General features: G+C 48.7%; 17 protein-coding genes. 1 reads left to right on the plus strand and 16 read right to left on the minus strand.

What is annotated here, in order from left to right; translation table 11 throughout:
• Window positions 1–3: 3 nt before the first annotated feature.
• Entirely contained in the window at window positions 4–1,188 is a 1,185-nt protein-coding gene (locus tag FND36_10635) for a hypothetical protein (GenBank protein ID QDW74450.1), read from the minus strand.
• A 121-nt stretch (window positions 1,189–1,309) separates the two neighbouring features.
• On the opposite strand from FND36_10635, the gene FND36_10640 reads away from it, so the two are divergent.
• Window positions 1,310–2,575 carry a peptidoglycan-binding protein gene (locus tag FND36_10640; protein ID QDW74451.1) on the plus strand — a complete coding sequence of 422 codons (1,266 nt, stop codon included), beginning with the start codon at window positions 1,310–1,312 and terminating at the stop codon, window positions 2,573–2,575.
• A 117-nt stretch (window positions 2,576–2,692) separates the two neighbouring features.
• Here FND36_10640 and rseP read toward each other — a convergent pair whose 3' ends face one another.
• The 15 genes from rseP to FND36_10715 all read right to left on the minus strand — a co-directional run bounded on the left by rseP (window position 2,693) and on the right by FND36_10715 (window position 17,702).
• Window positions 2,693–3,724 carry an RIP metalloprotease RseP gene (rseP, locus tag FND36_10645; GenBank protein QDW74452.1) on the minus strand — a complete coding sequence of 344 codons (1,032 nt, stop codon included), beginning with the start codon at window positions 3,722–3,724 and terminating at the stop codon, window positions 2,693–2,695.
• An 8-nt stretch (window positions 3,725–3,732) separates the two neighbouring features.
• Window positions 3,733–4,875: a 1-deoxy-D-xylulose-5-phosphate reductoisomerase gene (locus tag FND36_10650; protein QDW74453.1), complete on the minus strand. Its 1,143-nt coding sequence runs from the start codon at window positions 4,873–4,875 to the stop codon at window positions 3,733–3,735.
• 54 nt (window positions 4,876–4,929) lie between these two features.
• Window positions 4,930–5,736: a phosphatidate cytidylyltransferase gene (locus FND36_10655; protein ID QDW74454.1), complete on the minus strand. Its 807-nt coding sequence runs from the start codon at window positions 5,734–5,736 to the stop codon at window positions 4,930–4,932.
• Window positions 5,729–6,445: an isoprenyl transferase gene (locus tag FND36_10660; GenBank protein QDW74455.1), complete on the minus strand. Its 717-nt coding sequence runs from the start codon at window positions 6,443–6,445 to the stop codon at window positions 5,729–5,731. The genes FND36_10655 and FND36_10660 overlap by 8 nt, the downstream gene beginning before the upstream one ends.
• An 83-nt stretch (window positions 6,446–6,528) precedes the next feature.
• Window positions 6,529–7,080, minus strand: a complete 552-nt coding sequence (locus tag FND36_10665) for a ribosome recycling factor (protein QDW74456.1) — start codon at window positions 7,078–7,080, stop codon at window positions 6,529–6,531.
• Window positions 7,081–7,093: 13 nt separating this feature from the next.
• Window positions 7,094–7,792, minus strand: coding sequence for a UMP kinase (gene pyrH / locus FND36_10670; protein QDW74457.1), 699 nt, complete (start codon window positions 7,790–7,792; stop codon window positions 7,094–7,096).
• 84 nt (window positions 7,793–7,876) lie between these two features.
• The gene (locus FND36_10675) at window positions 7,877–8,713 is read right to left on the minus strand and encodes a hypothetical protein (GenBank protein QDW74458.1); all 837 of its coding nucleotides are present in this window, start codon (window positions 8,711–8,713) and stop codon (window positions 7,877–7,879) included.
• Between the two features lie 179 nt (window positions 8,714–8,892).
• Window positions 8,893–9,828, minus strand: a complete 936-nt coding sequence (locus FND36_10680; protein ID QDW74459.1) for an elongation factor Ts — start codon at window positions 9,826–9,828, stop codon at window positions 8,893–8,895.
• A gap of 24 nt (window positions 9,829–9,852) precedes the next feature.
• The gene (gene rpsB / locus FND36_10685; GenBank protein ID QDW74460.1) at window positions 9,853–10,629 is read right to left on the minus strand and encodes a 30S ribosomal protein S2; all 777 of its coding nucleotides are present in this window, start codon (window positions 10,627–10,629) and stop codon (window positions 9,853–9,855) included.
• A 193-nt stretch (window positions 10,630–10,822) separates the two neighbouring features.
• Window positions 10,823–12,025 (minus strand): hypothetical protein, encoded by a 1,203-nt coding sequence (locus tag FND36_10690; protein QDW74461.1) that lies wholly within the window; start codon window positions 12,023–12,025, stop codon window positions 10,823–10,825.
• A gap of 143 nt (window positions 12,026–12,168) precedes the next feature.
• The gene (locus FND36_10695) at window positions 12,169–13,227 is read right to left on the minus strand and encodes a hydrolase (protein ID QDW75610.1); all 1,059 of its coding nucleotides are present in this window, start codon (window positions 13,225–13,227) and stop codon (window positions 12,169–12,171) included.
• Between the two features lie 113 nt (window positions 13,228–13,340).
• Window positions 13,341–14,252: a CPBP family intramembrane metalloprotease gene (locus FND36_10700; protein ID QDW75611.1), complete on the minus strand. Its 912-nt coding sequence runs from the start codon at window positions 14,250–14,252 to the stop codon at window positions 13,341–13,343.
• Window positions 14,253–14,394: 142 nt separating this feature from the next.
• On the minus strand, window positions 14,395–14,886 hold the full coding sequence (locus tag FND36_10705) for a prolyl-tRNA synthetase associated domain-containing protein (GenBank protein ID QDW74462.1): 492 nt from the start codon (window positions 14,884–14,886) through the stop codon (window positions 14,395–14,397).
• Window positions 14,887–14,920: 34 nt separating this feature from the next.
• Entirely contained in the window at window positions 14,921–15,868 is a 948-nt protein-coding gene (locus FND36_10710; protein ID QDW74463.1) for a tRNA-dihydrouridine synthase family protein, read from the minus strand.
• On the minus strand, window positions 15,804–17,702 hold the full coding sequence (locus FND36_10715; GenBank protein ID QDW74464.1) for a DUF975 family protein: 1,899 nt from the start codon (window positions 17,700–17,702) through the stop codon (window positions 15,804–15,806). Before FND36_10715 ends, FND36_10710 begins: the two co-directional genes overlap by 65 nt.
• Window positions 17,703–17,729 lie beyond the last annotated feature (27 nt).

Consider the following 17,729-nt stretch of genomic DNA (forward strand, 5'->3'; position numbering starts at 1 on the left):
TTTTCATTCGTACTGCCAGTAGATCGTGATCTTATTCTGCTCCGCTTCGTCCAGATAGCGGTATCTTACCCGGTCCAACCCATACCATCTTGCCAGATTATCCGCCGCCCTTCCGATCAGATCTCCAAAAATCCCCTCTTTTGCCTGTTCATATATCTGAGAACTGGAGAACTTAAACACCGAAGGATTTTCTCCCCGGGAGATCACATCATTCATGTCTTTTAATATCTGTTCTCCATCATACTCTGTATAATACATTCCATTTACCACATAGTAGTTCCAGTCCATCTTCGTACACTCCGGCAGATCCACGTCTTTGTCCGGCGTGTGGGTCCGGAATAACTCCTGGTCACTGCAGCACAGGTAATCATAGTTGATGTATCCTTCTTCCTGCGCCCCTTCTTCCGATTGAAATACCGGATCTCCCCAGGTAGTGTCCACATAATAATAATCCCCTTCACACAGCACCAGATTCCAGGCATGGCTCTGGTTCCCTTCCGTTTTCCCTGTCACATAGGTACAAAAGACGCCCAGCCTCTCCAACAGATACTGGGTGGCTTTGGAATATCCCGCGCAGACAGATCTCTGGTTGACAAATACACTGTAGATATTCTGGTCATTGGGAGCATTTTCCTCATACTCCACAGTATTTACAATATATTCGTACACGTACTGAATCTTCTCATAATCGCCTGCCTCCGCCGAGATTCCAGAAAGGCACTGGGCGGCCGCCGCTTCGATCTCCTTTTGCTTTGCTTCTTTTTCTTCCGCCTTATAAAGATACTGAGGCTCCAGCACTGTGTGCGCTTCCTCTCCGGTATAAGCGGTAGCGCTTACTTTTCCATCGCACCAGAAAATCTCCGGGAAATCCTTCAATACCAGGCTAAATAGCTGGTTGGACCGCTCCGCGTCCCCGGAGTGTACATAAATCTGCTCTTCCTGATCCCGAATTCCCTGTAAGATCTCCTGATAAGCAGTCTTATCTTCTTGGGGAAGCTGCCCGTAATAATATTTGTTTTCCAGGGTTCCTTCCTCAAACTGAATCTCTTGGTAGGGTACCTTTTCCTGTATCTTATCCTGTCCTTCCCACAAAAGGAACAGGGCCGCGCCAAGAAGCGCTGTAAGAATCCCCGCCGTCACTACTCCCCTCAGGCTGCCTTTTTTTCGTCTGCGTGGTCTTCGTCTCATACCTGCTCCTTTCGACGATTTTCTTCATTATAAGTCTTCCCTTTAAATTTCTCAATACAGGGAACGGTTTTCCTTTTTTCTCATATCATGACAGTAATAGAGTTTCTTTGAGGTACTTCTTATGAATGCAGTCAATCCCCTTTTATCCGGTTCTCAGGAAATCGGAAAGCTTCAGGTCAGTGTCACATCCCAGGACACATCCTATCCGATCCCGGACGCTACCATCTCCATTTCTTATACCGGAGTTCCGGACAGCACATTGGAGCAGCTTTCCACAGATTCTTCCGGACAGACGCCGACCATCGATCTGGCCGCTCCGCCTCTGGAATACAGCCTGAATGAAGACAATGAACAGCAGCCTTACGCGGAATATACCATACAAGCAGACGCTCCAGGCTATGAATCTGTAAGTGTGGCCGGCGCCGAGATCCTGCCTGCCGTCACCGCCCTCCAAAACATCCGTATGCGGCCCCTGCGGCCCGCCAGTCCACAGGAGGAAGTATTTGTCATTCCCGCACATACATTATATGGATCCTATCCCGCGAAAATACCGGAAAGCGAGATCAAACCGGTCACAGAAACCGGAGAGATCGTCCTAAGCCGTGTCGTGGTTCCGGAATATATCGTAGTCCATGACGGAAGCCCAAGAGATTCTACCGCCAAGGACTATTATGTCAAATATAAAGATTACATCAAAAATGTAGCCTCCAGCGAAATCTACGCCACCTGGCCCGCGGAAACGATCCGGGCAAATATCCTGGCCATCATGTCTTTCACCTTGAACCGTGTTTACACCGAATGGTACCGGAATATGGGCTATGATTTTACGATTACCTCTTCTACCGCTTTCGACCACAAATGGATCCCGGAGCGAAACATTTACGACACAATTTCCGTGATCACAGACGAATTATTCGCCTCTTACCTTTCCCGGCCCAATGTGCGCCAGCCAATCCTCACCCAATACTGCGACGGCAGGCAGGTGCAGTGTCCGGGCTGGATGACTCAATGGGGGAGCAAATCCCTGGGGGACCAGGGCTACCGCGCCATCGAGATCTTACGCTCCTTCTACGGAGAAGACATGTACATCAACACTGCGGAAGCCATTTCCGGCATCCCCGCCTCCTGGCCCGGCTACAATCTGGAGATCGGTTCCACCGGTGATAAGGTCCGCCAGATGCAGGAAGAGATCAACGTGATCCACGAAGGATATCCAGCTATCCCTCAAGTCACCCCGGACGGCATCTACGGGCCGGCTACCGAGGCGGCTGTAGAGAAGATCCAGTCTGTCTTCGGCCTTCCTGTCACCGGGATCGTCGATTACAAGACCTGGTATAAAATTTCGGAAGTCTATGTGGGCGTCTCCAGGATTGCGGAACTAAACTGATCCTATATCCAGGATGATAAAGCAGGAGGAAATCTTTCTCAGATTCCCTCCTGCTTATGATGAATGATTTTCTTAAACTTCTTTTTCCTTCGCTGACATCAGACTTTTCAGGATTTTTTAGAAGAAAATCCTGCGGATATCATTATACATAACAAATACCATCAGCGCCATCAGCAGCACGATCCCCACCAGATGGACATAGCCTTCCTTCTCTGGAGGCACACGTTTTCCACGGACCGCCTCGATCACCAGGAAGACAAGCCTTCCCCCATCCAGCGCTGGAAGGGGCAGCAGATTCATGACTCCCAGATTCGCTGACAGAAGCACCGCCAGGTAAAGAAGCTGAGCCACCACCGCGTATCCGCCATATGTCTTAGCCTGCTGGTAGCTGTCGTCTACCACGTCTACAATCCCCACCGGCCCGGACAGCTGATCAAATCCAACCTGGCCAGTTACCAGCATTTTCAAGGAATCTATCGTCGTACAGATCCAGAATTTTACTTCATAGACTCCATATTGCAGAGAGGTCAATACCGTAGCTTGCTGAGACGGCGAAGAACCGATTCCAAACCGGTAATATCCCAGTTCTTCATCCAGCTTCGGCGTCAATGTGACGGTTTTCTCCTCTCCATCGTGAATGTAGGTAATTTCCGTCTCTTCCCCCTGATGATACTGATTGTAGAAGGTGATCTCACGGAAGATATTGATCTTCTTGTCACCCATCCGCACAATCTCATCTCCTTCCTGGATCCCGGCTTCCGCCGCCGGATACCCCTCTTCCACACTGCCTACGATCGGGGCATCATATCCGGTCATCCATACCAGGATCACGGAAAAAATAAAGGCTAGAATAAAATTGAAGATCGGGCCGGCCGCAATGACCAAGATCCTGGCCCAGACAGATTTGTTATTAAAATTATTGGGAGAATCAGTGGCCTCGTCGTCCTCTCCCATGGCGCAGAATCCGCCGATAGGAAAAATCCTGATAGAATACCAGGTTCCTTTGTATTCTTTTGAGAACAGCGCCGGACCCATTCCGATCGCAAACTCATCCACCTCGACTCCATTTTTTTTAGCCAGGACAAAATGTCCCAGCTCATGAAAAAAGATAATAAAACTAAAGAGCAATATCGCCAATATAATACCCAAGTTCCTGTTTACCTCCTGCTTTCGATCCGTTCATAAGTAGCCGCCTCCGCCTCAAGTATCTCATCCAGGTTTGGATTTGGACGATTCTTATGTGCTCTCATACAATCCTCGATGATCTCAATGATCTCCAAGAATTTAATCTCCTTTAGAAGGAATTTCTTGACCGCCAGCTCATTTGCCGCGTTAAATACTGTGGGAAGGGTGCCTCCTTCTTTTCCCGCCTCATAGGCCAAGGCAAGGCCGTAGAAGGTGTCCAGATCCGGTTTCTCAAAATCCAGATGCCCCAGATTCCAAAAATCCACCCGATCCCCCGGCAGATGCCGGCGCTGCGGATAATACAGCGCATACTGGATGGGCAGTTTCATATCCGGCGTTCCAAGCTGAGCGATCACCGCCCCGTCCACATACTCTACCATCGAATGGATCACGCTCTGGGGCTGGACCACCACCTGGATCTGGTCCACATCCACACCAAACAGCCATTTTGCCTCGATCACTTCCAGACCTTTATTTACCATGGTTGCCGAATCGATCGTAATCTTTCTTCCCATAGACCAATTGGGATGCCGCAGGGCATCTTCCACCGTAACATCCAGCAGTTCTTCCTGGACTTTTCCGCGGAAGGGACCGCCAGAAGCCGTTAATAGGAGCTTCTTTACCGCTTTCTTTTCGTTTCCCTGAAGGGACTGGAAGATCGCGCTGTGCTCACTGTCCACCGGCAGGATCGACACCTGATGCTCTCTCGCCAAAGGCATGATGATATGCCCGGCTGTCACCATCGTCTCCTTGTTCGCAAGGGCAATATTTTTCCCTGCCTTGATGGCTTCTATCGTAGGACGAAGACCGATCATTCCTACGATAGCTGTCACTAGTATCTCCACTTCCTCAAGGACTGATACCTGGATCAGCCCCTTCATGCCGGAGACAATCTCTACTTGGAGGTCTGCCGTTCTGATCCGAAGTTCTTTCGCCTTCTCTTCGCTCCAGACCGCCGCCAGACAGGGATGGAATTCCCTTATCTGCTGTTCCAGCCGGATAATATTATCTCCCGCCGCGAGAGCGAGCACCTCAATATCCTGATTCTCCCGGACCACTTCCAGAGTCTGGGTCCCGATAGAGCCGGTAGAGCCTAATATCGCTATTTTTTTCATAATGTCTCCCTTTATTCTATGTTGCTTTTCCAGTTCTCATTATTCCATATTTGCCTAAATCGTTCCCCCCAGCGCCGTTGCCAGATAATAGATCACAGGCGCCGTAAAGATCACGCTGTCGAACCGGTCCAGGATACCTCCATGTCCTGGGATCAGCTTGCCGTAATCTTTGATATCATGATTGCGTTTGATCGCGGAAGCCGCCAAGTCTCCCACCTGAGAAATGATGCCGCCGATGCCGCAGATAAGCGCATAGTGCGCAGCGTTTACGTCCTCGCCTCCCCAATGGTTCATAGCCAGGGTAAAAAGCGCTCCCAGAAGAGCCGCCCCAAGTACGCCGCCAATCCCGCCTTCGATCGATTTCTTAGGGCTTAGTCTCGGCGCCATCTTGTGTTTCCCGATCAGCATTCCCACACAGTACGCGCAGGTATCGCAGCCCCAGGAACTCAAGAAGATCAGCCATACCACCACATCTCCCTCCGGCAGCATCCGGGTCTGGTAAATATAGGAGAGCATGACCGCCACATAGAACAGTCCGAAGAATACCGTCATCACCTGTTCCGCCTTAAATTCCGGAAAGGCAAAGACGTAGATGCCCATTACCAGGATCAGGGAAAGGATAAACACCATCGTCATGTGCTCCATATCTTTGGTATACAGCACCGCGTAATACGCGACCGCCGCAAGATATCCGGCAAATCCCAGGATTTTCTTCTGGACTCCCACCACTTTGTACAGCTCTGACATTCCGATCAGACTCACCACCGCAAGCAGTCCGAACAACAGATTGCCGCCATATCCCACCGTCCCGATCAAAACGATCACCAGAACGATCCCGCTTAACAGTCTTGTCTTAAACATCCTGTTCCTCCTTCACTCCGCCATATCTTCTATCTCTGGAGTTATACTGCTCCACTGCCCGGATCAGTTCCTCTTTGGTAAAATCCGGCCAGGGCACATCGGTAAAATAAAATTCCGTATAAGCCAGCTGCCACAACAGATAATTGGAAAGTCTCTGTTCTCCGCTGGTCCGGATCAACAGATCCGGATCTGGAATATCATGGGTATCCAGATATCTTTCAATCAGTTCCTCGTCAATCTCCTCTGCCTGGATCTTCCCATCCCGGCAGTCTTGGGCGATCCTGCGCACCGCTCTTTTGATCTCGTCCCTGCTGCCATAATTAATGGCGATCTGAAAATTCAATCCCCCATTATTCTTCGTAGCTTCCTCAAGCTCCTGGATCCGGCTGCGGATATCCTCATCCAGCCGGGTGATATCTCCGATCACACGGATCTTCATATCATTTTTCTCCGCTGTTTTCAAACAGGTTTTCATATAATTGCGGAGAAGTTTCATCAGCGCGTTTACTTCATCCTTGGGTCTGTTCCAATTTTCCGTGGAAAACGCGTATACCGTCAGATACTTGATCCCCATCCGATAAGCTTCCTCACAGATCCGCTCTACATTCTTACTTCCCTGGGCGTGGCCGTAATTGCGGGGCATCCCCTTCGCCTTCGCCCATCGGCCGTTTCCGTCCAAAATAATCGCGATATGCCGCGGCATATTCATAACCTTATCCTCCCATACAAAAGACAGACCCCCTTTTCCCAAGGGGTCTGTCCCCACCTCATCTTAAAACCCGCCGACCTTTGTTATACGGTCATGACCTCTTTGGATTTTACTTCCACAGCCTTATCTACATCCTTGATAAACCGGTCTGTAGTCTTCTGCAGTTCATCTTCCATATCCTTGATCTCATCCTCTGAAATCTCGGAGCCTTTCAGCTTTTTCAGCATATCATTGCCATCCCGGCGGATATTGCGCACCGCCACCTTGGCCGCCTCGCCCTTTTTCTTGACATCTTTTACCAGTTCTTTTCTGCGTTCCTCTGTAAGCTCTGGGAAAACCAGCCGTACGGTAGAACCGTCATTGGTCGGGTTGATCCCAAGATCCGATGTCTGGATCGCTTTCTCGATCACTTTCACCATATTCTTCTCCCATGGCTGGATCTGGATCATCCGCGCTTCCGGAACGGAAACGTTGGCCACCTGCTGAATCGGTGTCGGCGTTCCATAGTAATCAACCATGATCTTATTGAGCACGTTGGGATTCGCCCGTCCTGCCCGGATAGCCGCCAGCTCTCCGTCCAGGTTGGCCAGCGTCTTTGTCATCTTTTCTTCGTAGATTTTCAGCCGTTCATTCATTGTTATATCCTCCTTATGATACAGTTACTTTCGTTCCTGTAAATGTTCCTGTCATGGTCTTTACGATACTGTTTTCCTCATTTAATCCAAATACCAGCATGGGCATCTGATTCTCCAGACACATAATGGATGCTGTCAGGTCTACCGCCATCAGCTTCCGGTCAATGATCTCCTGGATGGAAATCTCGTCATACTTCTTTGCGTCGGGGTTCACCTTCGGATCACTGTCATAGATTCCATCGATGGCCTTTGCCAAAAGTATAGCGTCCGCCTCGATCTCAATAGCCCGCAGCACCGCTCCTGTATCCGTAGAAAAGTACGGATGGCCTGTCCCGCCAGCGAAAAAGACCACCTTTCCTTCGTTCAGCGCCTCTACCGCGGCATCTTTAGAGAAAAGCGAAGTAAACGCCCCGCACACAAAGGGGGTAAATACTTCTGTCTTCATTCCGGCGTATCGGAAGATATCAGAAACGTAAATACAATTCATCACCGTAGCCAGCATCCCGATCTGGTCGGCTTTCACCCTGTCAATAGTCTCGCTGGTACGGCCTCTCCAAAAATTGCCCCCGCCTGTCACGATAGCCACCTGGATTCCTTCATCTGCCAGCGCCTTCACCTGACGAGCCACACCCATACAGGTTTCTTCGTCAAAGCCCGTCTTCTTCTCGCCTGCAAGAGCCTCGCCGCTGAGTTTCAATAATACCCTTTTCATAGTATAATGCTCCTTACTTCTGTTCTGTCATGCCTTCGCATACTTAAATAGAGTATACCATAGGAAAAGGAAAAATGGAATATGCTATTCCCTGGACATTTCCTTTAAAAGCCGTCCGGCTTCCTCTGCAATGGCCATCCTTCCCCCTTGGCTGGTCACAAACTGGAGCTGCAGCCGCGCCGCTTGTGTTTCTCCCATTCCCAGAAAGATCCTGGCTTCCCACATACTGTCCGTCACTTTATTGATCTTGGCGGAACCGGTTTTCGCCTGCAGGATGCGCTGATGGCTCAAAAAACCAAACGCGGCCTCATAGTCTTCATTCTTCACTGCCCGCACCAGGTTGTTGCCGGTACAAAACCTGTCAAACCGCAGTTTATCCTGCTTTCTATTCTTTAAGGCGGCCCTGTACCTATTCTCAAGTTCTGTCACCTCCTGTCCTCTTCCCTGATGGAAGTACAGCATAGACAAAAGGATATAATAGTTGACCAGAAACTCTCCCTTAAGCTTTTGACACCGGATCTTTCTCAGCGTCTCATAAGATCTTTCATAGTTTCCCTGATGATACTGGGCTATCGCTCGGTTGCAGAGCAGCCGGTCTGGAAATAAGCCGCTTCGAAGCTTTTCAATACACGCTTCGTACAGAAACGGATCACACTGTTCCGAGTGAACTTTGTTTATGATGACAAAACCGGTCCATCTGATAAAAAAAGCGATCACCGCGATCAGGAAAAAGGAAATATAGACACTTAGCCACAACAAAAGGGAGGGCAGCCCGCCAAACAGAATTTCCGCTCTCTCGTCCAGAACTCCCAAAAGCAGATAAAACGCATAGATCATCCCGATGACCAGGATTCCAATACCAATCCATTTCCGCTTCCGATACTGGCCTATGATTTTTCTGCTCTGTTCTTCCAAATTCATCTCCATCACCTTCTCAATATGCTGGCACAGCCGGCAGATTTTATACTTTTATTGTGCACAAAACTTAAGAATACGTCAAGCTGAACATGCCATTTCCACCGAAAAAGAAATGCCGGCAGTCCATCTGACGCCGGCCTCCATATCTCTTATCTTTTATGAAATTCCATGTAAACTTCGCTTTAGTTTCCAGCCATCTGTGCCGCAACTTCTGCCGCAAAGTCTTCATTCTTCTTCTCAAGTCCTTCTCCGGTCTCGAAACGGATGAATTTCTTCAGCGCAAGTTTCGCTCCGGTCTCTTTTGCGACTTTCTCTACATATTTTGCTACCGTCAGGTCACTGTCCTGTACGTAAACCTGATCCAGCAGGCAGATCTCTTTCAGCTCTTTGTTGAGACGGCCCTCGATCATCTTCTCGATGATGTTGTCCGGCTTCGGCTTCTTGCTTTCCTCATTTTCTTTCTTTGCCTGAGCAAGCAGGATCTCTTTCTCATGCTCGATGTAATCCTGCGGAACTTCTTCTCTGGATACATACTTCGGAGACATTGCGGCTACCTGCATTGCCACATTCTTTAAGCAAGTCTTTACTTCGTCATTCACTGTATCCGTCTCAGCCTCAACCAGGACGCCGATTCTTCCGCCGCCGTGGATATAAGATACGACACATCCATCAGATACGATCTTATCAAATCTGCGGATGTTCAGATTCTCTCCGATCACGGAAATCTTCTCTGTCAGCGCGTCTTTTACAGTCTTTCCAGCGTCCGCGTTCCAGCTTTCTGCCATAAACGCGTCCATGTCCTTTGCGTCAGAGGCGATCGCCTGTGCCACAACATCTTTTACAAATCCCTGGAATTCCGCATTCTTAGCGACAAAGTCTGTCTCAGAATTAACTTCCACGATCGCAGCTGTCTTATCGTCTCTGACTTCTGCCATAACGATACCTTCTGCCGCGATACGTCCGGCTTTCTTCTCTGCTTTTGCCTGACCATTCTTTCTCAGGTACTCAACAGCAGCATCCATATCGCCGTTTGTCTCACTGAGAGCTTTCTTGCAGTCCATCATGCCTGCGCCTGTCATCTCTCTTAACTCTTTTACCATACTAGCTGTAACTGCCATGATCCTTCTCCTCCAAAATTCCTTCTACTCTTCTACTTCTTCAGCGGTCTCTTCTGCTGTCTCTTCTGTATACTCTTCCCCGGCTTCTTCTGCATAGGCTTCCTCATCCGCGCCTGTCATTCCCTGGTTTGCCTCTACAACCGCGTCTGCCATCTTAGAAACAATCAGTTTTACCGCACGGATCGCGTCATCGTTTCCTGGGATCACATAATCCAGTTCTTCCGGATCACAGTTGGTATCAGCGATTCCGATCAACGGAATTCCCAGGATATGCGCTTCCTGAACACAGATTCTTTCCTTCTTCGGGTCAACAACGAAGATTGCGTCCGGAAGTCTCTTCATTTCTTTGATACCGCCCAGGTTTTTCTCCAGTTTCTCCCACTCTTTTTTAAGCTGGATCACTTCCTTTTTCGGCAATACGTCAAATGTTCCGTCTTCCGCCATTCTCTCGATTTCTTTCAAACGGGCGATTCTGCTTTTAATAGTCTTAAAGTTGGTGAGCATACCGCCCAGCCATCTCTCATTTACATAAAACATTCCGCAGCGTTCTGCTTCTGTCTGGATCGCATCCTGAGCCTGCTTCTTTGTTCCAACGAACAGGATCGTGCCTCCCTCTGCCGCGATATCAGATACGGCCTGGTAAGCCTCGTCCACTTTTCCTACGGATTTCTGCAGGTCGATGATGTAGATCCCATTTCTCTCTGTGTAAATGTATGGAGCCATCTTAGGGTTCCATCTTCTTGTCTGATGTCCAAAATGAACACCTGCTTCTAAAAGCTGCTTCATTGAAATAACACTCATGATTTTTTTCCTCCATTTGGTTTTTCTTCCGCATATCCGTCAGTCCTCGAAACCGGAGATTTCCACCGGCACCGTCTCGGACATAAATATGCGTGTTTTTTTGCGACTTTTGTATAATAGCACAAAACCCCTGCAATTGCAAGGGTTTTGTGCTATTATCCGCCATTATCTGTCACTCTCATTCTGCTGCTGTCTACCAGTATCTCCTCACTGCCAGCACCGTCTTATAATTAGCCGGGGAAGTCGTCTTGATCCCTCCCGCCGGATAAGGCGCGCTGTTGGAGGCATGTACCACCGTATTATTTCCTATATAGATCGCCACGTGTCCGCTATAGCAGATCACATCGCCGGGCAGCTTATCTGAATAGCTGACCGATTTTCCTCCGTAACGGATAGAACTGGATGTTCTGGGTGTTGATATCCCGAACTTTTTATGTATCTGCTGTACGAATCCGGAACAGTCGATTCCATTGGTCAGGCTGTTGCCTCCCATCTTATATGGATTGCCGATATATTTACATCCCTCATTAGCAATCTTCTGGCCCAGAGAGGCGTTGCTTGGCTTAGAACTCGATGAAGAGCCGCCGGAACTGCTGCTTCCTCCTGAATTGCCGCCGGAAGAAGGCTTATTGCTGGAACTGCCTCCAGAAGAGCTTCCGCCATTTGAAGAACCGCCGCCGGAACTATTTCCATCTGTATTTTCAGCCACAGACTCGATCACTTCATCGGAGGCGGAGGTGTCCGTCTGATTTCCCAGTTCCTCCAATTGAGCGGAGGCTTCCTCCCTGGCCGCCGCAAGCTGTGTGTCAAAATCCGCGATCTGGCTGCGCATCTGGGTCAGCGTACTCTCCAGATTTGTCTTCTGGCTTTCCATCTCGCCTGCCATCACTTCCATATCCGCCTGGCCGGCTTCCAGATCAATCTTCAGATCTTTGATCTCATTCTTTGTGGCCACATACTCATCCAGCATATCCCGATCGTAGTCATTCACTTTTTGGACATATTCAGCCTTATTTACAAAATCACTGAAATCAGTAGCGGAAAGCAAAACAGACAAATAGGATTCCTGTCCGCTTTCATACATATATTTAATACGCAGCTTCATGTCCTCATATTGCTGCTTTTCCTTTTCTTCAGCCTTTTCCAGATCTTCTCCAGCCTGCTTGATCTTATTCTGCTGATTGGTCATATCCTGTTGGAGAGCTTCGTATTCGACCAAAAGATCCACCAGGCTTTGATTGACGCTGGCAGCCTCTGCTTCCGCCTGGCTTTTCTGCTCTTCCAGCGATTCCACTTCATCCTGGGGAGCCGCCCAAACAGGCGTTACAATCAAGGAACTCATCACAACGCATGTGATGAGTGTCTTTATCATCCGTCTCTTCATAATCTCACCCATCCTTATCAACGTCTCGTATCTATACCCCCGCATAGTTTAAGATAAGAATACAACATTTTACTCCTATTTTCAATATTTTTTAGAATATTACCAAAAATCCCCGGCGCTTACCGGGGATTTCTTCATTTATAGACAATTATATTCTACCAATATCTTCTGTACCAATATGTTCTTCCGATAGAACTTACAGAAGCAATCTTCACTACATCTCCGGTATGCGGCGCATGGATCATCTGGCCTCCGCCAATATAAATCCCTACATGGCCTGAGTAGCATACCACGTCTCCAGGCTGCGGGTTGCTGACCGCCTGGCCGCCTCCGCCCTGAGCGCCTGATGTACGTCCGATGCTGATGCCCGCAACTTTGTGGCAATACTGAACAAGACCGGAACAATCAAGTCCTACGCCTGGTGTCGTGCCGCCCCATACATAAGGTACGCCCAGCTGACTGTAGGCCGCGTTCACGATCGTCTGTGCCGCTGAGGTGTCGCCATTGCTGACATAATCGCCGCCGCCAGAACCGCTGCCGGTGCTGCCGCCGGAGCCATCGTTATCGCTTCCCGCCGCTTCCGCCTGCTGCTCTCTTCTTGCCGCCGCAGCCGCTTCCGCCGCTTCCTGAAGCTGCGCATCCAAATCTGAGATCTCACTCTGCTTCTCTTCGATGGTCGCGTTCAGAGATTCTTCTTCCGCCTCATATTCCGTCTGCATAGACTGCATATCTTTCTGCTCTTTTTCCAATGTAGTCTTGAGCGTCTCGACCTCTTTCTTGGTCTCTACATATTCATTCAGTTTCTCCCTGTCATAGGAGTAAACGTTCTGGACGTATTCCGCGTTATTTACAAGGTCTGAAAAGTCTTCCGCCGATACAAGCGCTTCGATTACACTGGTATCTCCCTGCTCATACATATATTTAATACGAAGCTTCATATCTTCGTACTGCTGCTCTTCTTTCTCTTGGGCCTTCTTTAAATCTTCCTCTGCTTGGGTAATCTCTTCGCCTTTTGCGATCAAATCTGTCTCTAACTGATCCAGCTTTTCCAGAGTCGCCGTCAACTGTTCTTGAAGCGAATCCACTTCGCTCTGTGCCGCCGCTTTGTCCTTTTCCAAGTCATCTACTGATGGTGCTGCAAAAACCGGCGTCGCGATCAAGGAACTTGCTGCTATCGCGGCCAGAAATCTTATCCCAAATTTTCTCATCATCATCATCCTTTTACACATTTTTGACAAAATTTCTTATATCTGTCACAGATTATACCGCATCCCAGATATTTTTGCAATATTTTTTAATATTTTTGTAACATTTTACTTTGCGTAAGCTAAGGATGGATCGTCTCTCCATTTACATCTGGAATATCCGGCTTTTCCTCAATCCTCTGGATATACAGGAACATGGAAGAAGCCAGCGCCGCGCAGGCCACCGTGATGATCCCGGCCCTCACAGGCTCCTGCAGCAGCCAGTCAAACAGGTGATACTCTGTGGCAAATACCGAGAGAAGATTTACGGAAATGTGGGCCAAGATGGGCGCCTTCACCGACCCATATTTTTCATAAATATAACAGAACGCCATGCCCATCAGGAATCCATAGAACATCTGTATCATATTCATATGCAGGAACGCAAATACCGCTGAGGCATATAACGCCGCCTGCCAAAAAGGCGCCCGTTCCCGAAGCCGTTTATACATCAGTCCGCGAAATACCAGCTCCTCACAGATCGGCACCAAAATCCCAAGACAGACGATCTGAACCGGAAAAGCGGCCGCGTAAAGTGTAGAGAGCGTTTCCTCGTAAGCGCTGTCATAAGAAGCCAGATTCCCGATCAAGACCAGATTGTTAAATCCCAAAGAAAGAGCAAGCGTCATAAGGATCAGCGCAAAATATTTCCAAAGAGGCGCCTTCCTATTCGGTACGATCCCGGCATGTTTCTCCATTACTCGGTCCTTATGAAAAAGCGTCAGCATAACAGGGATCGTAACCAGCGCCGCCACTCCTTCAACAATCGTTGTCACTTTCAAGATCTCTGTCATCAGCCGTTCATACAATTCACTCATCTTTGTCTGATCTTCCATCGCCTGTGTCACCAGCTCTGGTTCTGACGTCATATAAAGAAACGAAAACGCGCCTGCCGCAAGAACAGACACTCCAAATGCGATCGCCATCTTAAGGAGGAGCGGACTCCACAGCCGCCACATTCTTTTTCCATAAGATTCCTGCCCGCCGGCGGGCATTTTATACTCCTGACTCATAGTCATCCTCTCTTTCTTTTATATCACTCTTACCATTCTACTGCCCCAGACATAAACAATCAATTAAAAAAATATAAAAAAAGGGCCGTCCTTTCTTTCGGGGACAGCCCGCCGCCTTCTATGCCTACAATTTGATCTTGACCACATCCACATCCAAACTCCAGAGAAATTTATCCAAATCTTTGAAGGACAAGAATACCGTTGCCGTATTCTCCAATGGATGAATTCCAAGACTCTTGCATCGGCTAAGATCTTTGTCAATGAAGAATTCCACCGCATGGTCTGTATCGTTCATCAATCCAAATGGAGATACGCTCCCCTGCTTTAACCCCAGATATTTTTCCAGCCGTTCTTCTGAGGCAAAGCTTAAATTTCCGCCTCCCAGCTGTTTCCCAAGGGCTTTCAGGTCCACTTTCTTGCTTTCCTCGCAAGTGACCAGGAAATGGCGCTTTCCCTTAGAATCCCGCAGGAACAGATTCTTGCACAACGTCCCCTTCTTAGAAAGACCCAGTCTGTCCATATCTTCCATAGTATACACAGGTTCATGCTCCACTACTTCATATTTGATCTTTTGCTTGTCCAACGCGTCATAAACTTTCTGTTTCTGGTCTTCCATAGGGAACCCTCCTTTAGCTTTTCTTACTTTCCAATTATATTGCAGCCCGTTCCGAATGTAAAGCAAAAACTTCCTCCACTGCCGCCTGATAAGCGGTCAGACTTTCTGACTTCCGCAGCTTCTTTGCCTGTTTTTCACTCCCTGGGAACAGGCGGATCATATACGACCATAATTCTTTCATTTTAAATAACACCGGCTTGTCTCCCCCGCCGATTGCTTGGTATCCCGCGCAGATCTCGTCATGGAAGGCCCGCAGCCGTTTCACATCCAGTTCATTGCCGCCTTTTTCCAGCTTCTCCACAAGCATTGGGTCTGCGATCACACCCCTCCCCAGCATCAGCGTATGGATCTTTGGAAATTTCTCCAGCAGCTTTCCGCCTGCCTCCACGCTGAAAATGTCTCCATTATAGCACAGCGGATGCCTGCAGTGCTCCTCCGCGTAAGCATAGGCTGTCAGATTCACCGGATTCTGATAAAAGTCTTGTTGTGTCCTGGGGTGAAGGATTACTTCTTCAATAGGATACCGGTTATAGATTTCCAGGATTGCTTCAAATTCTTCCGGATCGTATTTCCCAAGACGAGTTTTCACAGAAACCTTTTGATCAGTATTTGCGAAAATTTCCGCAAGAAAGCGGTCTAATTCTTCTGTTTTTGCAAGAAATCCTGCACCTCTGTTTTTCCCTACCACTGTTTTGGAAGGACAGCCGAAATTCAGGTTTATTTCCATATATCCCAGTTCTCTTAGCTTTTGCATCGTGTTTAAACAGTCATCCGCCTGATTGCTCATGATCTGGGGAACCAGCCGCATCCCCTTATTATGCTCCGGATCGATCTCACGCATTTCCCGAGCGCTGAATCCTTTCTTGCTGTGAGGCACCAAAAAGGGAGTAAAATATTTGTCCATGGGATAGAAATATTTATGATAAGCGCCGCGGTAGACATAGGTAGTAATCCCTTCCATTGGCGCAAGATAATAATACATCTTTCATTTCTCCTTTTTCCAGATAAGGACATTCTGATTCTGCTTTTTTGTAATCTGTAATTCCCTTTCCCGCATTAGGATGGACCATCGAATACGCTGTATCGCCCGCAAAAAGCACTGTTAAGACCAGGCTTGCGCAGACCAGCGCCCGCCCCTTGACTCTGCGGATCATATTATCCAAAAGAGGCGCCAGCACATAAACGATCGCCAGTCCTCCAAGGCCAAAGACCAAAAGTCCCTCTGCGCAGATCCTTCCGTTCAGATTCAGAAAATATCCGCTGTAATCCCACCAGCGCTGGCCGTTGTGAGCGATCTCCAAGTAAAGGGAAGAAAAATATTCCACACATCCGCACAGCACCACTGTCGCTCCAAATTCCGCCAGGGGATTTTTTCTAAGCCGGTTCAAAAATACCAGAATCAGGACGCCCCCGCAGCCGTAGATCGGCAGCCACGGACCATGGAGCACTCCCCTGTTGACAAAGACCCCGTCATTGATCAGATGGAGACTGACTTCCCAGAGCCAGCCTATAAAAGAAAAGGCGAAAAACATCACGATCAAAGACCAAAGGGAATATCTCCTGAAGTAATTGATCATTTCGAGCCTGTTCCGCTTCATGTGCTCCGGAATGGCTGACATACGCAGCGGATAGCTTCTGCCGCTGATGGCATCCCGCAGAGACTCCACTTTAATCCTCTTTTTCACCCATTCTTCATACTCCTGCTCATTTGCGCTGTAGAACAAAGTAACTCCGAAGAATCCAGCAAGTCTTTCTACCAGGGACTTCTGTTTCTGCTTATCTTCTGTTTCATCCTCATCCAATAGAAAGATCGCGTCACTGTAAGTTTCCACTACAGCCCCCAGATCAGCCTTCTCAAAGAGATATCTGTCATTTAACAGTTCCTGGCCTTCCTTTTCCTCCTCTTTGTAATGTTCCCGAAGTCGGACATAAAATTCCGCAAATGCCGCCGTCCGATAGGGACTGGAATAAAATATTTCTGAAAGACCTAATGTTAAGCCGCCCAGCATGATCCAGCCAAAGTAGCTGATTTCCAGCAGAAAGCACTCCCACTTATGCCCTTTCATCATCCGCCTGGATAAAGTCACCGCCTGCCTGGGAGGCACATCTGGATTTTCCGCCGCGATATACGGCACCAGGAAGTAGGAATAATGCTTGACTATCCCTCCAACGATGGTCAGCCCCCAGAGGATCTGGTACAGCGAAGCTATAAACATGGTACAGGAAACTTTTACCCAGCGTTTTACCCTGAGCAAAAACAGCAGGCGCTGGGGAGATACCTTCTCATAGGTACGCCCTTCCAGAAATATCCTGCTTACGATTACTGTAAACATGTTGGTGAAGAAAAACCACCACAAAAACGCAAATAAAAAGCTGGCGATGATAAAAAGAACCAACGTTGCTTCCGTTGACCGGACTACAGAACGTACCGCCATAAGCGCCGTCGCGATCATCTCTCCCGATTCAATCTGGTTGACCGCCGCGGCCAACACCCCTCTGCTTCTTCCTAACACAGCGTTCTCACTATCAGAGTCTTCCGCTTGCTTTTCTAATTCCCTGGAAGCGGCCCTGCTTTCTTCCTTCTCTCCCATGACCGCTTCCGCGATCACCGTGCTCATTTCTGGCTTCTCCGGCACGACTCCGGTAGAGACCTCCTGGACGGCCGCTTCTTCCGAGGGCGTAAACACCGCCCCAATGCTTCCTGTCGTTTCCGATCCAAGATAGCTTGCCGCCAGACACAAAACAACAAAAAACCAGTAATGGCGTTTCAGAGACCGCCTGGCCTGCCGCTTCAGTTCTTTCCGCTTCACTCTCATCCCGCGTTTCCCCCACTTCCCATACGC

Source organism: Lachnospiraceae bacterium KGMB03038 (assembly GCA_007361935.1).
GTDB lineage: Bacteria > Bacillota > Clostridia > Lachnospirales > Lachnospiraceae > Massilistercora.

Coding starts and splice junctions, on each gene's coding strand:
- FND36_10660 (QDW74455.1), bottom strand. CDS start 6,445: ATGAATATGCCGCGGCATATCGCGATTATTTTGGACGGAAACGGCCGA.
- FND36_10700 (QDW75611.1), bottom strand. CDS start 14,252: ATGCCCGCCGGCGGGCAGGAATCTTATGGAAAAAGAATGTGGCGGCTG.
- FND36_10640 (QDW74451.1), top strand. CDS start 1,310: ATGAATGCAGTCAATCCCCTTTTATCCGGTTCTCAGGAAATCGGAAAG.
- FND36_10695 (QDW75610.1), bottom strand. CDS start 13,227: ATGATGATGAGAAAATTTGGGATAAGATTTCTGGCCGCGATAGCAGCA.
- FND36_10655 (QDW74454.1), bottom strand. CDS start 5,736: ATGTTTAAGACAAGACTGTTAAGCGGGATCGTTCTGGTGATCGTTTTG.
- FND36_10690 (QDW74461.1), bottom strand. CDS start 12,025: ATGGGTGAGATTATGAAGAGACGGATGATAAAGACACTCATCACATGC.
- FND36_10715 (QDW74464.1), bottom strand. CDS start 17,702: ATGAGAGTGAAGCGGAAAGAACTGAAGCGGCAGGCCAGGCGGTCTCTG.
- FND36_10680 (QDW74459.1), bottom strand. CDS start 9,828: ATGGCAGTTACAGCTAGTATGGTAAAAGAGTTAAGAGAGATGACAGGC.
- FND36_10665 (QDW74456.1), bottom strand. CDS start 7,080: ATGAATGAACGGCTGAAAATCTACGAAGAAAAGATGACAAAGACGCTG.
- FND36_10635 (QDW74450.1), bottom strand. CDS start 1,188: ATGAGACGAAGACCACGCAGACGAAAAAAAGGCAGCCTGAGGGGAGTA.
- pyrH (QDW74457.1), bottom strand. CDS start 7,792: ATGAAAAGGGTATTATTGAAACTCAGCGGCGAGGCTCTTGCAGGCGAG.
- FND36_10675 (QDW74458.1), bottom strand. CDS start 8,713: ATGAATTTGGAAGAACAGAGCAGAAAAATCATAGGCCAGTATCGGAAG.
- FND36_10705 (QDW74462.1), bottom strand. CDS start 14,886: ATGGAAGACCAGAAACAGAAAGTTTATGACGCGTTGGACAAGCAAAAG.
- FND36_10710 (QDW74463.1), bottom strand. CDS start 15,868: ATGTATTATTATCTTGCGCCAATGGAAGGGATTACTACCTATGTCTAC.
- FND36_10650 (QDW74453.1), bottom strand. CDS start 4,875: ATGAAAAAAATAGCGATATTAGGCTCTACCGGCTCTATCGGGACCCAG.
- rpsB (QDW74460.1), bottom strand. CDS start 10,629: ATGAGTGTTATTTCAATGAAGCAGCTTTTAGAAGCAGGTGTTCATTTT.